Origin of the sequence: Burkholderia sp. KBS0801, assembly GCF_005937855.2 — a bacterium.
Taxonomy (GTDB): Bacteria; Pseudomonadota; Gammaproteobacteria; order Burkholderiales; family Burkholderiaceae; genus Burkholderia; species Burkholderia ambifaria.
In genome coordinates this window covers 1-18,131 of record NZ_CP042179.1, presented here as the reverse complement: position 1 = coordinate 18,131, position 18,131 = coordinate 1, and the positions used below count along the sequence as shown (strand labels likewise).

Annotated in this window: 17 protein-coding genes; 12 read left to right on the top strand and 5 right to left on the bottom strand. The window is 65.0% G+C overall.

Going from position 1 to position 18,131, the window contains the following annotated elements; all coding sequences use genetic code 11:
* The first annotated feature begins 58 nt into the window (after positions 1-58).
* From FFI87_RS29510 to FFI87_RS29480, 7 genes are all read left to right on the top strand, one after another.
* Positions 59-538 carry a MarR family winged helix-turn-helix transcriptional regulator gene (locus tag FFI87_RS29510; protein ID WP_006755464.1) on the top strand — a complete coding sequence of 160 codons (480 nt, stop codon included), beginning with the start codon at positions 59-61 and terminating at the stop codon, positions 536-538.
* A complete protein-coding gene (locus tag FFI87_RS29505) occupies positions 535-2,694 on the top strand; it encodes an FUSC family protein (RefSeq protein ID WP_138850749.1) in 2,160 nt (719 codons plus the stop codon). The genes FFI87_RS29510 and FFI87_RS29505 overlap by 4 nt, the downstream gene beginning before the upstream one ends.
* A gap of 34 nt (positions 2,695-2,728) precedes the next feature.
* A complete protein-coding gene (locus FFI87_RS29500) occupies positions 2,729-2,941 on the top strand; it encodes a DUF1656 domain-containing protein (protein ID WP_006755496.1) in 213 nt (70 codons plus the stop codon).
* Positions 2,942-2,943: 2 nt separating this feature from the next.
* The gene (locus FFI87_RS29495; protein WP_012372133.1) at positions 2,944-3,912 is read left to right on the top strand and encodes an HlyD family secretion protein; all 969 of its coding nucleotides are present in this window, start codon (positions 2,944-2,946) and stop codon (positions 3,910-3,912) included.
* On the top strand, positions 3,909-5,408 hold the full coding sequence (locus FFI87_RS29490) for an efflux transporter outer membrane subunit (RefSeq protein WP_138850748.1): 1,500 nt from the start codon (positions 3,909-3,911) through the stop codon (positions 5,406-5,408). The genes FFI87_RS29495 and FFI87_RS29490 overlap by 4 nt, the downstream gene beginning before the upstream one ends.
* A gap of 181 nt (positions 5,409-5,589) precedes the next feature.
* Positions 5,590-6,015: a molybdopterin-binding protein gene (locus tag FFI87_RS29485; RefSeq protein WP_012372131.1), complete on the top strand. Its 426-nt coding sequence runs from the start codon at positions 5,590-5,592 to the stop codon at positions 6,013-6,015.
* Positions 6,016-6,186: 171 nt separating this feature from the next.
* Positions 6,187-6,552 (top strand): bleomycin resistance protein, encoded by a 366-nt coding sequence (locus FFI87_RS29480; RefSeq protein WP_012372130.1) that lies wholly within the window; start codon positions 6,187-6,189, stop codon positions 6,550-6,552.
* Positions 6,553-6,660: 108 nt separating this feature from the next.
* Here FFI87_RS29480 and FFI87_RS29475 read toward each other — a convergent pair whose 3' ends face one another.
* Together FFI87_RS29475 and FFI87_RS29470 are read right to left on the bottom strand one after the other, a co-directional pair.
* The gene (locus FFI87_RS29475; RefSeq protein ID WP_138850747.1) at positions 6,661-7,722 is read right to left on the bottom strand and encodes a DMT family transporter; all 1,062 of its coding nucleotides are present in this window, start codon (positions 7,720-7,722) and stop codon (positions 6,661-6,663) included.
* A gap of 686 nt (positions 7,723-8,408) precedes the next feature.
* Complete coding sequence (locus FFI87_RS29470) at positions 8,409-9,110, bottom strand: ProQ/FinO family protein (RefSeq protein ID WP_138850895.1); 702 nt, start codon at positions 9,108-9,110, stop codon at positions 8,409-8,411.
* Positions 9,111-9,481: 371 nt separating this feature from the next.
* On the opposite strand from FFI87_RS29470, the gene FFI87_RS34630 reads away from it, so the two are divergent.
* Positions 9,482-9,652, top strand: coding sequence for a hypothetical protein (locus FFI87_RS34630; protein WP_186381771.1), 171 nt, complete (start codon positions 9,482-9,484; stop codon positions 9,650-9,652).
* A gap of 113 nt (positions 9,653-9,765) precedes the next feature.
* Positions 9,766-10,350, top strand: coding sequence for a DUF2889 domain-containing protein (locus tag FFI87_RS29465; protein ID WP_012372126.1), 585 nt, complete (start codon positions 9,766-9,768; stop codon positions 10,348-10,350).
* 177 nt (positions 10,351-10,527) lie between these two features.
* On the opposite strand, the gene FFI87_RS29460 is transcribed toward FFI87_RS29465, so the two are convergent.
* Both FFI87_RS29460 and FFI87_RS29455 read right to left on the bottom strand, forming a co-directional pair.
* A complete protein-coding gene (locus FFI87_RS29460; RefSeq protein ID WP_012372125.1) occupies positions 10,528-11,019 on the bottom strand; it encodes a flavodoxin family protein in 492 nt (163 codons plus the stop codon).
* Between the two features lie 254 nt (positions 11,020-11,273).
* The gene (locus FFI87_RS29455; protein WP_138850746.1) at positions 11,274-11,927 is read right to left on the bottom strand and encodes a TetR/AcrR family transcriptional regulator; all 654 of its coding nucleotides are present in this window, start codon (positions 11,925-11,927) and stop codon (positions 11,274-11,276) included.
* 83 nt (positions 11,928-12,010) lie between these two features.
* Here FFI87_RS29455 and FFI87_RS29450 point away from each other — a divergent pair, with 83 nt between their 5' ends.
* The 3 genes from FFI87_RS29450 (at position 12,011) to FFI87_RS29435 (ending at position 16,723) form a co-directional block, all read left to right on the top strand.
* Positions 12,011-13,135 (top strand): MBL fold metallo-hydrolase, encoded by a 1,125-nt coding sequence (locus FFI87_RS29450; protein WP_138850745.1) that lies wholly within the window; start codon positions 12,011-12,013, stop codon positions 13,133-13,135.
* A gap of 1,868 nt (positions 13,136-15,003) precedes the next feature.
* A complete protein-coding gene (locus FFI87_RS29440) occupies positions 15,004-15,699 on the top strand; it encodes a ParA family protein (protein WP_006759638.1) in 696 nt (231 codons plus the stop codon).
* Positions 15,692-16,723 (top strand): ParB/RepB/Spo0J family partition protein, encoded by a 1,032-nt coding sequence (locus FFI87_RS29435; RefSeq protein ID WP_012372122.1) that lies wholly within the window; start codon positions 15,692-15,694, stop codon positions 16,721-16,723. The genes FFI87_RS29440 and FFI87_RS29435 overlap by 8 nt, the downstream gene beginning before the upstream one ends.
* 91 nt (positions 16,724-16,814) lie before the next feature.
* Here FFI87_RS29435 and FFI87_RS29430 read toward each other — a convergent pair whose 3' ends face one another.
* Positions 16,815-18,131 carry a replication initiation protein gene (locus FFI87_RS29430; RefSeq protein WP_006759641.1) on the bottom strand — a complete coding sequence of 439 codons (1,317 nt, stop codon included), beginning with the start codon at positions 18,129-18,131 and terminating at the stop codon, positions 16,815-16,817.

Below are 18,131 nucleotides of genomic sequence, written 5' to 3'. Positions count from 1 at the left end.
CCGCGGTGACAAAACCGATAGTTTGCTATCGAATGTTTTTGCCACTATCATCTCGCGCATGACCAATCTGCACGATCTTCGCCTCGCCGTCAGCAGCCTGCTGGTGCTCACCGCGCGCAAGTGGCGCCGCACGAGCGACGCCGTGCTGACCGCGTACAACGTGTCCGAAGCCTGCGCGACGCCGCTGCTTATCGCCGGCCGCCTCGGCGAAGGCGTGCGCCAGGGCACGCTCGCCGAGCACGTCGGCATCGAGGGGCCGTCGCTTGTGCGCCTGCTCGACCAGCTTTGCGCGGCCGGCCTCGCACGCCGCGACGAGGATCCGCACGACCGCCGCGCGAAGACGATTTCGCTGACGGCCGCCGGCCGCGCGGTCACCGCGAAGATGGAAGAAGACCTTCGCGTGCTGCGCGCGCAGGTGCTCAAGGGCGTCACGCGCGCCGATCTCGAAGCGACGCTGCGCGTCCTGAACGCATTCGGCGCGGCCGATGCGCAGCACCCGGCGTCACGTCCGTCCCATCCCGCCGATTCCGCTTCATGACTTATCCGAGCCTTCGCGACTGGCTATTCTCGGGCAAGACGTTCGCCGCGTCGATGCTGGCGCTGTATCTCGGCCTGTATTTCCAGTTGCCGCGTCCGTACTGGGCGATGGCGAGCGTCTACATCGTGTCGAACCCGTTCGTCGGCGCGACGCGCTCGAAGGCGCTGTATCGCGCGCTCGGCACCGCGCTCGGCGCGGCCGCCGCGATCCTGTTCGTGCCGCCGTTCGTCGAGACGCCGCTCCTGTTCAGCGTCATCGTCGCGACGTGGTGCGGCACGCTGCTCTACCTCGCGATCTCCGACCGCACCGCGCGCAGCTACGTGTTCATGCTCGCCGGCTACACGATGCCGCTGGTCGCGCTGCCCACCGTGACCGATCCGTCGACGGTCTTCGACGTCGCGATCGCGCGCACCGAGGAAATCGTGCTCGGCATCGTGTGCGCGAGCGTGGTCGGCAGCGCCGTGTTCCCGAACCGGCTTGCGCCCACGCTGATCGAGCGCACCGACGCGTGGTTCAAGGACGCCGCGTTCTACGGCCGCGAGACGCTGTCCGGACACCTCGCCGGCAAGGCGCTGTCCGCGTGCCGGCAGCGCCTCGCCGCGACCATCACCGGCCTCGAATTCCTGCTGAGCCAGCTGAGCTACGACCATGCGCACCCGCGCGTGCTCGCCCGCACGCAGGCGCTCGCGGGCCGGATGCAACTGTTCCTGCCGCTGATGTCGTCGCTCGCCGATCCGCTGATCGCGCTGATGCGCGACCTGCACGTGCGCCCTCCCGCGCTCGACGCGCTGCTCGCTGACGCCGCGAAGTGGTTCGACGCGCCGCTGCCGGCCTTGAAGGACGGCACCGACGGCGCGATGGCCGACGACCCGGTCGCGGACGACCTGCGCGCGCGCGTCGCGGCGCTGCAGCCGCCCGACAGCGCGCTGACGAGCTGGGACGGCGCGCTGCTGTCGAACGCGCTATGGCGGTTGCGCCAGGTCATCGACATCTGGCAGGACTGCCGCTCGCTGCGGGCGCTGATCGCGAACGAGTCGGGCGTCTGGCAGCCGCGTTACCGGCACTGGCGGCTCGGCGGCACCGAGCGCTTCTTCGACCGCGGGATGATGCTGTTCTCGACGCTGACCGTGGCCGGCGCGATCGTGTTCGCGTGCTGGCTGTGGATCCAGTCCGGCTGGCACGACGGCGCCGGCGCCGTCACGCTGGTCGCCGTCGCCTGCAGCTTCTTCGCGGCGCTCGACGAGCCCGCGCCGCTGGTGTTCAAGTTCTTCCTGGCCACCACCGCGAGCGTCGTGTTCGCGGGCCTGTACCTGTTCGCCGTGCTGCCGCACGTGCACGACTTCGCGATGCTCGTGCTGATGTTCGCCGGTCCGTTCATCCTGATCGGCACGCTGCTGCCGCGCCCGCAGTTCAACATGGTGACGATGCTCGTCGCGGTGAACACCGCGACCTTCATCAGCATCCAGAGCGCATACGAAGCCGACTTCTTCGTGTTCCTGAACAGCAATCTCGCGGGCGTCGCCGGGCTGCTGTTCGCGTACGTCTGGACGCGGGCGACGCGGCCGTTCGGCGCGGAACTCGCGGTGCGGCGACTGCTGCGCTCGGGCTGGGAGGACGTCGCGCGCTCCGCGTCGACGCAGCCGCTCGACGACCAGCGCAACCATGCGTCGCGCATGCTCGATCGCGTCACGCAACTGCTGCCGCGCCTCGGCGCGTCCGACGACCACCGTCATCCGTCGATCGAGAGCTTCCGCGACCTGCGCATCGCGCTGAACGCGCTCGACCTGCGCCGCTCGCGTCGCAAGCTGTCGGGCGACGTGCCGGACGCGATCGACCGCGTGCTGGCCGGCGTCACCGATCACTACACGCGCTGCGCGGCCGCGAACGCGCGCCAGCCCGCGCCGCCGGCGCTGCTCGCGTCGATCGACGATGCGTTGCAGCGCGTGGCCGGTCGCAACCTGCCGGGCGCGCCGGCGGCAGCGGCGGACGACGGCACGACGCCCGCGGCCCCAGCGGCCCCCGCCGCGCCGGCCGCGTCCGCGACGCGCCGCCGGTTGCGCGATACGCTGCATGCGCTCGTCGGCCTGCGGCTGTCGCTGTACCCGGCCGCGGCCGCGCAGCCGCCGCAAGCGGCGCCGGACGGAGCACGCGCATGATCCCGCTTTCCAACCTGTCTTTCCGACCGCGACCATGATCGGCGAAATCGACATCTTCGGCGTATTCGTGCCGGCTCCGCTCGTGCTGATGCTGATCGCCTACCTGATCAACATCGTCGTGCGCGCGCTGCTCGAGCGCGTCGGCTTTTACCGCCTCGTCTGGCACCGTTCGATCTTCGACCTCGGCATCTACGTGTTCGTGTTTGCCGCCGTCGTCATCGTGTCTCACCATCTCGTGGCTAGCTAACCGTGAAAAAAACCTGGCTCTCGGCAGGGCAGATCCTGCTCACCCTGATCGTCGTCGTCGTGGCCGGCCTCGTGCTGTGGCGGATCATCAACTACTACATGTTCTCGCCGTGGACACGCGACGGGCACGTGCGCGCCGACGTAATCCAGGTCGCGCCCGACGTGTCGGGGCTCATCACCACGGTGCAGGTCGCCGACAACCAGGAGGTCACGCGCGGCCAGGTGCTGTTCGTGATCGACCAGGCGCGCTACGCGCTCGCGGAACGGCTGGCCGAAGCGACGCTCGCGCAGCGCCGCGCGACGCTCGCCCAGGCGAAGCGCGAATACGCGCGCAACCTGCAGCTCGGCAATCTCGTCGCCAGCGAACAAGTCGAGGAAAGCCGCACGCGCGTCGAGCAGGGCGAAGCCGCCGTCGCCGATGCGCAGGTGTCGCTCGATACCGCGAAGCTGAACCTGCAGCGCACGACGATCGTGAGCCCCGTCGACGGCTACCTGAACGACCGTGCGCCGCGCGTCGGCGAATACGTGCCGGCCGGCCGCGCGGTGCTGTCGGTCGTCGACCGCAATTCGTTCCGCGTCGACGGCTACTTCGAGGAAACCAAGCTGCGCGGCATCCACATCGGCCAGCCGGTCGACATCGTCGTGATGGGCGAGCCGCATCCGCTGCGCGGCCACGTGCAGAGCATCGTCGCCGCGATCGAGGATCGCGACCGCACGCAGGGCGCGAACCTGCTGCCGAACGTGAACCCTGCATTCAGCTGGGTGCGGCTCGCGCAGCGCGTGCCGGTGCGCGTCGTGCTCGACGAGGTGCCCGACGACTTCCGGATGATCGCCGGCCGCACCGCGACCGTCGCGGTGCGCACCGACACGCGCCGCGACGACAAGGCGAAGCCGGCTGCCGGCGCTTCCGGGGCAGCCGTGTCGCCCACTTCATCGCCCGCGGCCGTCAGCGCGACGGGAGCATCGCAATGAAGCGGCACGGCCTGCGCCTCGCGGCGGCACTCGCGCCGCTCGCGCTCGCACTCGGCGCGTGCAAGTCCGTCGGCCCCGATTACACGCTGCCGCAACAGGCGTACGTGAATGCGCCGCTCGCGAACCATGCGCTCGACGACGCGAACGGCGCGCTCGTCTCGCGCAACGCCGTGCCCGGCAACTGGTGGCAGCTGTACGACGATCCCGTGCTCGACGCGCTCGTGCGCAGCGCGCTGAAATCGAACACCGACCTGCGCGTCGCCGCGGCCAACCTCGCGCGTTCGCGTGCGGCGCTGGAAGTCGCGAACGAACAGGGCGGCTTCTCCGGCAGCGCGGAAGCAGCCGTGCAGCGCGCACAGGAATCGGCCGAGCAGTATCTGCTCGAAAACAAGCTGCCGGTCGTCAACGAAGGCACGGTCGGCATCAGCGTGTCGTATGAACTCGATCTGTTCGGCAAGCTGCGGCGCGGCGTCGAGGCCGCGCGCGCGGATAGCGAAGCCGTGCAGGCGGCCGCCGACCTCGCGCGCATCACGGTCGTCGCGGACGTCGTGCGTGCGTACGTCGAATCGTGCTCCGCCGGCGACGAGCTCGCGATCGCGAAGCAGTCGCTCGCGCTGCAGCAGCAGCGCGTAAAGCTGTCGCAGCGGCTGCGCGATGCGGGGCGCGGCAACCAGAGCGACGTGACGCGCGGCGTCACGCAGGTACGCACGCTGTCCGCCGACATCCCGCGTTTCGAAGGTCGCCGCAAGATCGCGCAATACCAGCTCGCCGCGCTGCTCGCGCGCTCGCCGGCCGACCTGCCGAAGGCGGTCGCCGAATGCGAGCGCCTGCCGAAGCTGCGCCGGCCGATTCCGATCGGCGACGGCGCCGCGCTGCTGCGACGCCGCCCCGACGTTCGCGAAGCCGAGCGCCAGCTCGCCGCCGCGACCGCACGGATCGGCGTCGCGACCGCCGCGCTGTATCCGTCGATCAGCATCGGCGCGTCGGCCGGCTCGGTCGGCGTCGCCGCCGACCTGTTCTCGTCCACCACGAACCGCTGGTCGTTCGGACCACTGATCAGCTGGTCGTTCCCGGTCAACGGCCAGCGCGCACGCGTGCGCGAAGCCGAAGCCGCGACCGGCGGCGCACTCGCGCACTTCGACGGCGTCGTGCTGAACGCGCTGCGCGAAACGCAGTCGAGTCTCGCGACCTACGCGGCCGACGTGCAGCGCACCGATGCGTTGCGCACGGCCTACGAATCGGCGCGCAATTCCGCTGACGAGACGCACCGGCTCTTTGTGGCCGGCCGCGAATCGTTCATCTCCGATCTCGATGCAACGCGCACGCTGACGAGCGTGCGCGCGCAGGTCGCCGCGGCCGAAGGGCAAGTCGCCGCCGACCAGGTGAAGCTGTTCCTCGCGCTCGGTGGCGGATGGGAAGGCGACGCGGCGCCGGCTGTGTCGCAGCAAACGTCGGCGGCCGGTGCGCCGGCTGCTGCGTCGGCCCCAGCCAGGTAAGCGCGCGCAGTGCGGGACGGCGTGCGTGACACGCGTGCCGTCCCGCATCACTGTGCGTGGTCTCGCATGTCCGGTATCTCGATGCCGACGGCGCGCGTTACCGGCATTGCCGGTAAACTCGTCCGCGGTTTCCATCATTCGCCCGCCGCCCGCCGGGCGGCCCATGTTCCGGAGAGTCATCATGCGAAGCAGTGCCCGTAATCAGTTCGCCGGCCAGATCAGCGCCGTCAAGCCCGGTGCCGTCAACGACGAAATCACGCTGCGCACCCAGGACGGCCTCGACATCGTCGCCGTGATCACGCACGGCAGCGTCGCTTCGCTCGGTCTCGCGGCCGGCACGAAAGCGTTCGCGCTCGTCAAGGCATCGTCGGTGATCGTGATGGTCGACGTCGACAGCAGCAAGGTGTCGGCGCGCAACTGCATCGCGGGCACTGTGTCGTCGATCGCGAAGGGCGCGGTCAATTCGGAAGTCGTGATCCAGGCGGCGGGTGGCGCGGAAATCGTCGCGATCGTCACCAACGACAGCGTCGATCGTCTCGGCCTCGCGCGCGGCAAGGCTGCGTCGGCGATCTTCAAGGCGTCGAGCGTGATCGTCGGGGTCGAGTGATCGCCGATCGTCTGACCGATTGCGATGATGCCCCATCGTTCGCCGCAACTGCGTCACGACGACGCCCCGCGTGGGTTGCCGATACGCAGCGCTTGGCCGATCATGCGCGACAGCCATCCGCACGCTGTCCCGCGCGTTCGTTCGATCTCAATGCCAACCGAAGGAACAACCTTGATCGACTTGGCCACTCCCAATTTGCCGTCGCGCGATTTCGAAGCCACATCGCAGTTCTACGCGAATCTCGGCTTCGTCGAAACGTGGCGCGACGACACCTGGATGATCCTGAGGCGCGGCGACCTGCTGCTGGAGTTCTTTCCGCATCCCGGCCTCGATCCGGCCACCAGTTGGTTCAGCTGCTGTTTCCGGCTCGCCGACGTCGGCGCGTTCTTCGATGAAGTGCTCGCGGCCGGCATTCCGGAGCAGACGACCGGCTGGCCGCGTGCGCATCGGCCGAAACGCGAGCCATGGGGCGGTACCCGCGGCGCGCTGATCGACCTGGACGGTTCATTGATTCGGCTGATTCAGACGGACGACTGAATCGTTGGGTGTCGAAGCGGCGCGGCGGACGCGAAACGACGCCCCATAAACGGTTACCTTGCGAAACACGTTGCGCGCGTCGCGCGTCTTTGTCCGTGGGCCGCGCGGTCAGTGTCGATGGCGATGGTGAATGTCCGGGAAATGCGCGTGACTGTGCGTGATCGGCAGATGCGCGTGCGGATGCGTATGCGGTTCATCGCCATCGTACGGAAAGTCGTGCGTGTGCTGATGATGTTCGTCATGCCGATGCCGGTGCGTATGCTCGAGCCGCTCGTGCGCATGTTCGTGTTCGTGCCGTTCGCGCACATGCAGCCAGATGCCGAGCGCCATCAACGCGGCCGCGATCCAGAACGTGACGGACGGGAGTGCCGGCCAGATCAGCAGCGACAGCACGACGCCGAACAGCGGCGCCACGGAAAAATACGCGCCCGTGCGCGCACTGCCGAGATGACGCAGCGCGACGACGAACAACACGAGACTGATCCCGTAGCCGCCGAGCCCGGTCAGCATCGCGGCGGCCGTGGCCGGAACGGCGGGCAGCGCCGCGCCGGCCGCGAGCGCGATGCCGATATTCACGGGCCCGGCGACCAGGCCTTTCACGCACGCGATGACCATTGCATCGTTCGCGGCGACCTTGCGGGTCAGGTTGTTGTCGATCGCCCAGCACAGGCAGGCGGCGGCGATCAGCAGCGCACCGACCGGCACGCCCGCGCGCCCCGGCACCCACGACAGCAGCGTGCCGCCGGCGACGATTGCGACCATGCCGAGAAACACCTGGAGATCCACGTTCTCGCGAAACACGACCCACGCGATGACGGCCGTCAGTACACCTTCGAGATTGAGCAGCAGCGCACTCGTCGCGGCCGGCGTGCTCGCCAACCCGAGCATTAGCAGCGCCGGGCCCGCGACGCCGCCGGCCGCGATCGCGCCGGCAAGCCATGGCAGGTCCGCGCGTTGCAGCGGCGCGGCATTCCCGACCGGCGCGCGGCGGCTGCGCAATCCGCGAAGCAGGATCCCGATGGCGAGACCGATGCCGCTGCCGAGATAGAACAGGCCAGCGACCATGAACGGCGACATCGCGCCGAGCAGTGCCTTGGCGAGCGGCGTCGCGGCGCCGAACAGCGCGGCGGCGATGAGTGCGACGAGAATCGCGGAGTGTCTCGGGTTCATGAGGCGGCCTTTGCGTAAGGTGTTGGGCGCAAGGTGTTGGGCGTTGGCAGGCTTCATATGATGCCGCAGCGCGGACGGTTTGCCGGTGCCGCTCAATTTCGGGGATTGCGGGGCAGCTTGCGTCGGCTTTTCAGGCATCTGTGCGTCATGCGTGGTCGGCAATGTGTATCGGCCCGCCGTTCCCGGTTGCTGAGATTATCGGCGTTTGTGTCGCGGTTCGCCAACGGATTGGCTGACGGCCGCTGCAGTGGTCGCGCGTCCGGACATCGCGCGTCCGTCACGCGACTACGATTGCATTGCGCGCCGGTAACTGCTGATGCGAGACATACGGGCGTGAGTGCGAATCGGGCACTTCATGCGCGTTGCGATTACTTTAGGAAAGCGAACTATTTCGGCACGACGTAAGCGGATTCGTGATGCACATCGTCCTTGTTTCGATATCCGGTCGCCATGCTCATTCAACACGAGTGATGCATTGCGCAAGCTGCGTTCGCCGACGCGCTTTCATCGCGGGTTCGATGGGCTATTCGATGCTGACGGGTGGATGGCTAGCTGACTGGCGGTGTCGCCAGCGGAGGCAGTCCGGACCTGCCCCGAGCGGGGACAGGCCGGTCTGTCAGATGATGCGCTGCACGCGCGGTGCAGGCGTGCCGTCACCGCGCGATCGCGCGGCGACGCATGGCGCGTTACTCGCTCGCGGCCGTTTGCTGCTCGGCCTGCGGTGCTGCATTGGCCGGTGCTGCATTGGCCGGTGCTGCATTGGCCGGTGCTGCGTTGGCCGATGCTTCGTCGGTCGCCGGCTGCGGCGCGGCGGCGGCCTGCACTTCCGCCTTCGGCTGCTGCGGTGCGCCCTTTGCCGCTTGCGCGCTGCCCTTGTTGCCCGGACGACGGGACTTCAGCCGGCGCGCACGCGCCGCGTCGTCGTGCGTCACGCGCCCGGCTTCGTTACCTTGCAGATCGACCCGCACCGCGTCTTCGACGAGGCACGACCAGTAACGATTGCCGCGGCACCACGTGGACATCGCCTCGCGCAGTTCAGCTTCAGTCAGGCCGACGGCCTGCGCCTCGCGGGCGAGATCGTCCCAGATGCCGACCTTCAGCGGCACCTTCGGTGCCGGATTCTTCGGGAACGCGCGCGGGAATCGGCGCTGCAATTTGCCGATCGCGACGATGACCGGATCGACCGGGGTCGACGGCTTCGCCGAAGCGGGCTTGGCACCGGACGGCGCTTTGGCCGCGGCACCCGATTTGGCCCCACGAGCGGGCCGGTCGCCGGACTTCGGCTTCGCGCCGGCGTCCGGTTGCACAGCCGGTCGCTTCGCGTTGCGCTCCTGCTTGGCCTTGGCTGCGAGCTGCGCCCGCAATTCGGCAAGTTGTTCAAAACCCATAAATTCAATCCACCAGGAATATAAGGTGTGGTTCGTGCTGCCATTCCGCACATCGGCGTTTTGCCGCATTGCGTGCGGCTTGTCTGCCACCGATGCGGAACATTGCGGGGCCGCATCGCCACAACCGCTGTTTTCAGGCACCCGGCCACGATGCCGGACAAAAGGCAGGAGTGGAAGTATACCGGTACGCGCGGCTGTCGGCTGATTCACCGGTTCGCATTTGACGGATCCGAAGGGTGCGCAATGCATCCACGCGGCCACGTTGCGCATTATCGCGGCGTTTTCGACCGGTAGCGAGACACGCGTTACGTAGTGCCGTTTTCGGTACTTTCGGTTTTAGTCGATCATTCCACACTACGGAATGCCGAAAGATGGCACGGACGTCCAAATACGCCGTCGCCGGCGAATTCACGTGGTTCGAAGACCTGGCTTTCGCGTGCGATCCGCGCGGCGTGGCGGCGTTCGCGTCGATCACTGCAGGTATTCAATTAGTTGCGTACGCATCGATCATCGATCGTACGGGAGCACCCGAAAATGCGTAGTATGACCGGATCGACATCGTCTGCGGCCTGTGGTGGTTTCGCGACGCACCGATCAGCCAACGACATCGTTGTCGAATGCAAAGAGACCCGGTTGTACGAAACGGAGCGGTTACATGAATCCCCGACATGACCTCCCGCACGACGGCATTACGCGCGAAGAGATTCACCATCGGCAGATCGACATGCGCGGCTATCGCCGCAGCGACGGCCTGTTCGAAGTCACGGCCTGTCTCGCGGACCGCAAGACGCGCGATTTCACCCCGCCCGGTGGCACGCGCACGGTCGCTGCGCTGGCCCCGATTCACGACCTCGGCGTGACGCTGGTGTTCGATGTCGACATGATCGTGCGCGCGGTATCCACGTTCATCCGGTCGCATCCTTATGCGCAGTGTCCGGGCGGCGGCGATACGTTGCAGGCGCTCGTCGGACTGCGCATCGGCGCTGGCTGGAACAGCGAGGTCCGCAAGCGCCTGCCGTCCTGCGATACGTGCACGCATCTGAAGGAAATTCTGGGACCGGTCGCCACCGCAGCCTATCAGACGATGGTCGGCGTGCGGCCGTCGTCGCTGAATTACCGCGACGACAACGGAAAGCCGCTCAAGATCGACAGCTGCTATGCGTATGGCGCTTCGCGTGATCTCGTGAAGAGCCTCTGGCCTGAATACCATCAGCCGACCGTGTCGACCCAAAGTGACTAGGACATCGATATTCGATAGTGCCGCTGCGGCGAACGGCGATGCGAGTCGCAGCCGCCGCGTCGCGCGAACAGCGCACTTCGCTTGAACTCGATGCGATTGGAGATACCACGGCAGGCGTCGCGCTGCGGTCCTTGCGTGCGGCTGCGGCACCGCTTCGACCCGGTTGATCGCCGATGATCAGAACACGCCGAGCGCGAGGCCCGCAGCAAGACCTGCGCCAATCTCCGCGCAGCGCGCGAGATCCTCGGCGCCGATCGTCTTCGGCGCGAGGATCCGCTCCGGTGTCTGCGCATGGGTGCAGATGATCAGGCCCGGCGCCACATTCCTGAGCCGCCATCCGGTCGCGATCCTGTCGATCTGGCGCAGCGCGTTCTGTCCGTCACTGCCCGCGCAGATCATCGCCGCATACGGGCGGCCGTTCACGCGATCGAGCGCCGCGTAGTAGCAGCGATCGAAGAAATCCTTCATCAGCCCGGACATCGCGGCGAGATTTTCCGGCGTCGCGAACAAATAGGCATCGGCGGCGAGCACATCGTCCGCGCTCGTCGCATCCGCACGCTGCAACCTCACGTCGATACCGGGTTGCTCGCGCGCGGCACCCGCGGCCGCTTCGGCCATCTGCTGCGTGCCGCCGGTCATCGTGTGATAGACGATCAACAGCGTCTTCATCGGTGTTCGCTCGGGTTGGGGTTCATATGCGGCGGCCATACGCGTCGGTGCGGCTCATACGCCTCATACGGCTCATACGGCGCAAAAGGCTCAATCGGCAATCGGCTCAAGCAGCTCAAGCGGGCAACCTCAACGGGTATGCCCGATCCTGCACTCGCCCGTCGTTGCGTGGCGATTTCTTCCAGGCGGCGGATGGACCGCGCATCGAGTAAATCGACGCGCCTGTTGCGCTTCACGCGTCGCATGACACACGTTCAGCCCTGCCCTGCACCGCACTCCCCATCGTGATCTGGACACGCGTAGTACGCAAGAAACATGTCGGCGGCCGTTTCCGCGACCGCCTGCTGTTCCTGCGCGCCCAGCGGCGGCTGGCCCATCGTCACCTGCGGCCAGAACGCGAACGCTTTCACGAGCCCGTGCAGCTGATGTGCGGCGAATACGGGATCGGTCGCCGCCAACCGGCCGGCCGCCGCGGCCGCACGAATCCATACCGTCACGTCCTCTTCGCGCTCGCCCATGCGTTCGACCATGTCGCGCGCGCGTTCCGGCGAGTGGATGGCCGCGCCGATCGCGACGCGAGCGAGCGCGAGAAACGCTTCGTCGTTCAATAACCGCAATTTGCGCTCCAGCAGTGCGAGCAACTGATCCCGCAGCGGCACGTCGGCGCAATAGGCCGGCGCGCCGGCGGTCAGCGTCGCGTCCCACAGCTGGTGCAGGATCGCTGCGAACAATGCTTCCTTGCCGGGGAAGTGGTTGTAGACGGTGCGCTTCGACACGTCCGCGCGCGCGGCGATGCGATCCATGCTGGTCGCGTCGTAGCCCGCCGCGCGAAATTCCTCGATCGCCGCGGCGAGAATTGCCGCGCGCTTTCGGTCGGTCATGCGCTGGGGGGAAGTGCTCGTATCCATGCAAAAATTTTACACCGCTGAGTTTACTTTTCCCAGGGATAAACTACACTGCTCAGTGTACTTTTATTTCCTGACGGATCGACATGGCTTCGCCTCTCGTTTTTCTTCATCGCGTACTGGGTTTCGCCGCCGCCAGGCGTGGCCGCACACTGTCCGGCGAGTCGCCGCAGCACAATGGCGAACGCTTTAGTAACGTCGCGCCGCGACCGGTCGAGGGCTTCGACAAGACGCTCGGCATTGCATGGAACATGCTGCTCAACAAACCACGCAACACGGTTCCGACCGGTGCCCTGCCGATCGATTCACTGACTCGCGAGCAACTCGACGCGGCCCCTGACCGCAGCCTGTATCGGCTCGGGCATTCGACGCTGCTGTTGAAGCTGCGCGGTGAGTTCTGGCTGACCGATCCGGTATTTGCCGAACGTGCATCGCCGTTTCGACGCGTCGGCCCCAAGCGCTTCCATGCGCCGCCGATTGCGCTCGACGATCTCCCGCCGTTGCGCGGCGTGATCCTGTCGCACGATCACTACGATCACCTCGATCGTGACACGGTGCTCGCGCTTGCGGCCACGACTGGCGTGTTCGTCACGACGCTGGGTGTGGGCGACCGCCTGATCGAGTGGGGTATCGACGCGAAGAAGGTGCGCCAGCTCGACTGGTGGCAAAGCGTCGACGTCGCCGGCCTGACACTGACTGCAACACCGGCGCAGCACTTCTCCGGGCGCAGCCTGTTTGACGGCAACAGCACGCTGTGGGCGTCCTGGGTCATCGTCGCCGACGATCTGCGCGTGTTCTTCAGCGGCGACACAGGTTACTTCGACGGTTTCCGGACAATCGGCGAACGTCTTGGGCCCTTCGATGTGACGCTGATCGAGACCGGCGCATACGACCCGCAATGGCCCTACGTGCATATGCAGCCGGAAGAAACCGTGCAGGCGCACATCGACCTGCGCGGACGCACGCTGATACCGATTCACAACGGCACGTTCGATCTCGCGATGCATCGTTGGCAGGAACCGTTCGAGCGCGTCACGGCGTTGGCAATGGTGCGAGGCGTCGAGCTGTCAACGCCCAGGATGGGCGAGCGACTCGATCTGACTGAGCCGCATCGCGGGGAACGGTGGTGGCGAACCGTCGATGACGCAGAAAAGGCACCGGCGGCGAAGCCGCGCCGGTGGCAGCTATGCGCATCGCAGACGACGAAGTAGGTTTGCTGGCCGCGGCGCTTCTGGCCTGGCAGGGAGCGTTGCGGCGGTTTTTGTTACGGCGGGGGCTTGGCGGTCGACTCTTCAATTGAGTATCGATGACGATGATCGGTCGGCGGGAAAAGCGGACGTTCGGCGTCGGCCGAGATCTATTCGGTCGGCCGACGATGCCGACGCGCTTCGCCTCCCTGATGCAGATCCTCTACATTCCGGATTCGCCCGCCGCGCCACGATAGACACGCCGATCACCTCGGCTTGTCTACGGAATCAAATGTCGCTCGACCCGCCTTGGGACGCACTGTAGAGTCAACATAGCCAGCCCCGAGCTTTGGCTTCTCCCCACATCCCGTCAGTTCGCGATCCTGCACCCTCGTTGTCACGTGACAACCGGCGATTGAGAGGAAACTGCCTCGACTGAATTCTTCCCCCGACTGTTCGGCGCGCTGCATCGGGTCGCCGGTATGTCGATCGGGTTGCATTTGTCTGCGATGCGTATTTTTCACGACAAAACACGTATCGTACGATACGATTTCGCACCAACGATCCTTGCTCGCAGCCAATCTCCCGTGCGGAATTCATGCGCCCCCATTTTGCCGGCCGATCACGCGCATTTTGCGTGAAACAACATGAAGAAAGTGGCGCAACCCATTGCCAGACAAGGGTTTACGGAGACACCACGTTTTCTAGAAATGTTTCACGGCCCTGCGGATCCACGTCGCCTCGTGTCGCCGGACATATGAATTTACCTTCAAAAGACGAATCGTCACGCGGGCCACGTGACAGGATGCCGATGTCGGGCCTCCATCAGATCACTCGCTGATACAACAAGCTCGGAATATCTGCGCCTCCCCTGCCCGGGGTCGTTTGCTCCGTGTACGCTGAACCGACCAATTTATTAGGGTCGTATCATTGACACTAGAATCCAGGCAGGCATGCACCCCGAGAGCTCACCCCGTTGAAGGGTACCAGCGGAAGGCGCCAGTCACCCCGGCTAGTGGAACGGAATACGACGCGTACGCCCCAGCTCGCATAGCGCGGTTTCTTTCAAGACCGCATGTGCGCCACACCGCTGTCACGCTGGTCATTCCGGATCGAACCGCACCGGTTGTCACGTGACAAACATCGAACGCGGACCAGCGACCGGGCACATCCGACCAACATCGCTTCGTGTCTCTCCCCAGATTCCTTCACGGTAGCGATCCCTACCGTGGCCGCGCTCGGGCAGAAGACGTCCGTCCCTCAATCGCCAGTGGCGAGGGTTGTCACGTAACACCCCCGTCGCAGTCGCAGTCGCAGTCGCAGTCGCAGTCGCAGTCGCAGTCGCAGTCGCACGAGCACGAGCACGAGCACCAGCACCAGCACCAGCACCAGCACCAGCACCGACAGCCATGTGCGAGCAGAGATAGCATCAATGAGAAAAATGGATTTCCCGGAATCGTTCCGGCACGTCGAATCCGCGTGCCGCGCGGTGGTCCATATTTGAATACCCCGGTCCGCCGAATCGACTTGTCACGTGACAACTACCGGATTCCGGCGCAGTTTAGGCTCGCAAGTCGTTAGCAAAACAGCATCAGCACTTGCCGCCCGAGAACGAAACCGAGCGCCTACGAACTATTCCGATTCCTCGCCCACTCGACGCTAAAGCCCAAGTATTTTCATTAGAGCCTCTTAGCGTTGTTCCATCTCGAACGACATTTTCATCACTTTTTATTTTTCATCCCATTTCAAACCCCCAAGAATTTCCTAGCCATTCGACCGGCTTGTCACGTAACAACCACATCCCTCCGTAAAACTCATCTTTTTATCTACCACTTTTCTGGACTTTTCCGCAATAACTGCATATATTACGCAAAACTCCTTGGAGGAATTTAATGGCTTTCAAGATCGCCGTGAGCAATCAGAAAGGTGGTACTGGAAAGACGACCATCTCCGTCAATATCGCGGCAGCCTTCGAGGCCGGCGGCAACAAGGTCGCCTTGATAGATGCCGACCCTCAAGGCACATCGGTCCGGTGGGTGACGAGCGGCGAAAATACGCTCCCGATGACGGTGCTGTCGCTGGCCCCCGCCGGGCGCGGGATCGGCGGCGAGATCAAGAAGCAGGATGCGAATTTCGATGTAATCGTCGTCGACTGCCCGGGCAACCTCGAAGATCCGCGCATCGCATCCGTGCTCGAAGTGGCGGATTTCTGCCTCGTGCCGCTGTCGCCGTCGCCAGCCGACCTGTACAGCACTGTCGCGATGATTCGCATGATCGAATCGATGCGTGCGGTTCGAAACCCGAATTTGTCTTCCGCGCTGATGCTGAATAGCGTCAATGGAAAAACTAAAATGCGTGAAGAAATTTTAAAAATTCTAAGGGCAGAAGAAATAGGGGAGCATCTGCTGGACAGCCAGATCGCGCAGCGCGAGGTTTACCGTCAGACGTTCGCCCTCGGCACCACGATCCATCACCACAACCGATACCTGAAGGGGCTGAAGGAAGCCCGCGCGGAAATCGAGAGACTGGTCACCGAAATGGCCCAATACATCGCGTCGACGCGCGCTACGGGAGCCGCACATGGCTAAGGAAACATCGAAAGACAAGAAGCCGACCGGCAACCTGCATCTCGCTGCCGGCCTGCTGCGCGGACTCGCGCAGGAAAACGCGGCGCTCGAAACGCGCCTGCCAGAACCGACACCTGCATCGAATCCCGCCGCGGAAGCCGCAACTCCTGCGGCCCCGACTGCCACCACGCCTGCAGACGCGCACGATCTCGGCGCGCCGCAGAGGGTCGCGGTGAAGGACTGCATCCCGAACCCGTTCAACCCGCGTGTGTTCTATTCGGAGTCGAGCCTGCACGAGCTCGCGCTGACGCTGAAGCGGGAAGGGCAGATCGAGCCGATCAAGGTCACACGGCTCCCGGAATTTCCCGGCAAGCTCGTCGTGATCGACGGGCAACGCCGCTTGCGTGCGACGAGCATCAACGGCGACGAGACGATCAACGCGACGTTCCGCACGGACCACACGCCCGAGCAGCTCTATACGATCGCGTATCGCGCCAACCACGACCACGAACGCCAGACGATCTTCGACGACGCGGTCGCGTGGAAGCGGCTTCTCGACGAAAAGGTCTTCCCCGACCAGAACACGCTCGCGGAGAAGATCGGCAAGGACAAGGCATCGATCAGCAAGACTCTGTCGCTGAACGCGCTACCGAACACGCTGCTCGAACGGATGGCCAGCGCGAACGACGTGGTGGGCCTGCAGGCGGCGTACTTCCTCAAGCTGATCTTCGAGCGCCTGGGCGAGCCGGCAGCCGACCGTCTGCTCACGGCTGTGATCGACCGGAAAAAGTCGGTACGCGACCTCGAGAATTTCCTGCGCGCGCAAAGCGACGGCAACAAGAAGACGGGGCGCACGCGCTACAGCGTTCGTCACGATTTCGCGCTCGAATCGCGCGCGATCGGTCAGCTGAAGACCTATCCGGACGGGCGCCTGGATCTGCAACTGAAGGGCGTCGATGCGTCCCATCAGGAATCGCTCGCCGACCGGCTCAAGACCGTGATCGACGCATATGTCGCCGAACTGGCGGTAGCGGCGCAAAAGTAAGCGACGCAGGCAGGGGCCTCGCACCTGCACGGCTCCGCGTAGCCGACGCAGTCCGGCGCACGACGCACGCCGGGCGCGAGGCCTCGAACAATCAGTTGGTCGCGAGGCTGCTTTTCAGCAGGAATTCCAGCAAGTCGTCCGAGGTCGGTTCGCCCCAGGTGTCGAGCGCCAGCCACCGGAAGAAACTGGTTTGCGCCAGCTTGCTCGCCTTCTTCTTCGGCGATAGCGTGAGATCCTTCGAACCGGCCACCGTCTCGTTGTAGCGCTCGATCAGCTTGGTCTGGTCGTCGATCTCCAGTTCGCGGAAATACGCCCCCGCTTCGTCGACCTTCGCGGCCAGGTATTTGTCGCGAATCTGTTCCTGCTTGCTCTGCGCGGATTCCTTCGCCGGGGCGGCCGTTTCGGTCCCCTGCCCGTCAGCCAGCGTATAGCCGTGCGTCAGCGCCTTGCGGAAATACGCGGCCACGTTGTCGATCGGTGCCGCGTTCTTCTTCGTAGTCCGATTGAGCGTGTAGGCGATTGCCGCCTTGATGCGCTGCACGCCGTACTGCGTGATCAACCGGCGCGCTTCCGAACGCGGGATGCCGAACTTCGCGACCTCGTCGACGAGCGCTTCGTTCTTGACATCGCCTTCTTCGACCGTATCCGCGCTCTGCTTGCGCGTCACCTTGAACTGCACGGCCTCCACGCTGCGACCCGACTTGTGTTCGATCAGCTCGAGCGTATGGTCGGAAACTTCGTTCACCTCCTGAATGCACGGCACCAGGACCTTGCTCTTGAAGAGCTTGTACTCCTTGTACGACTGCGATGCCTTGTCCTGACCGAGAATGAGGTCGCGGAATTTCGGCAGCGGAATCTTCGCCGTGATGCCGATCCCTTCGTAGCGCACCGTGTTCTCCCACAGCGCGAGCGAGTGCGAGCGCCGAAACTCGCGCGCGATCCGCATATCGATGAGCGCGTAGATTTCCGGATTGAGCAGCTCGCTGCGAATCTGGTCGGAGAAGCTGTACTTCAGCACCGATTGCTCGAGCTCCGCGCCGGCGAGCAGGCCCGACGCCTTCCACACCGTCGAGCGGTCCGCGGCAAGGTAGTCCCAGTTGACGACGGTACTGATCAACGAGTTGACCGTGTCCTTCACGTACTTCGTGTTGTTGCTGTTCAACCCGCTCTCGTGCGAGAGCGCCGCGATCGAGATCGAGAAGCTCGTCCGGCCGGGTTCGAACGCTTCCTGACGAAGGGCGTTCTTGATCAGCGAGCTGAACATCTTGCGCTGCTGGAGACCGATCTTTCCGGACTTCGGAGCGATATGAATTGCCTGGACCGCCTTGCGCAGCAGATCGGGAGGCTCGGGCGTCTGAAATAGCGAAACCTGCTTGTCGGAGCCTTTGATTGCGGGCTTACGCGGCAT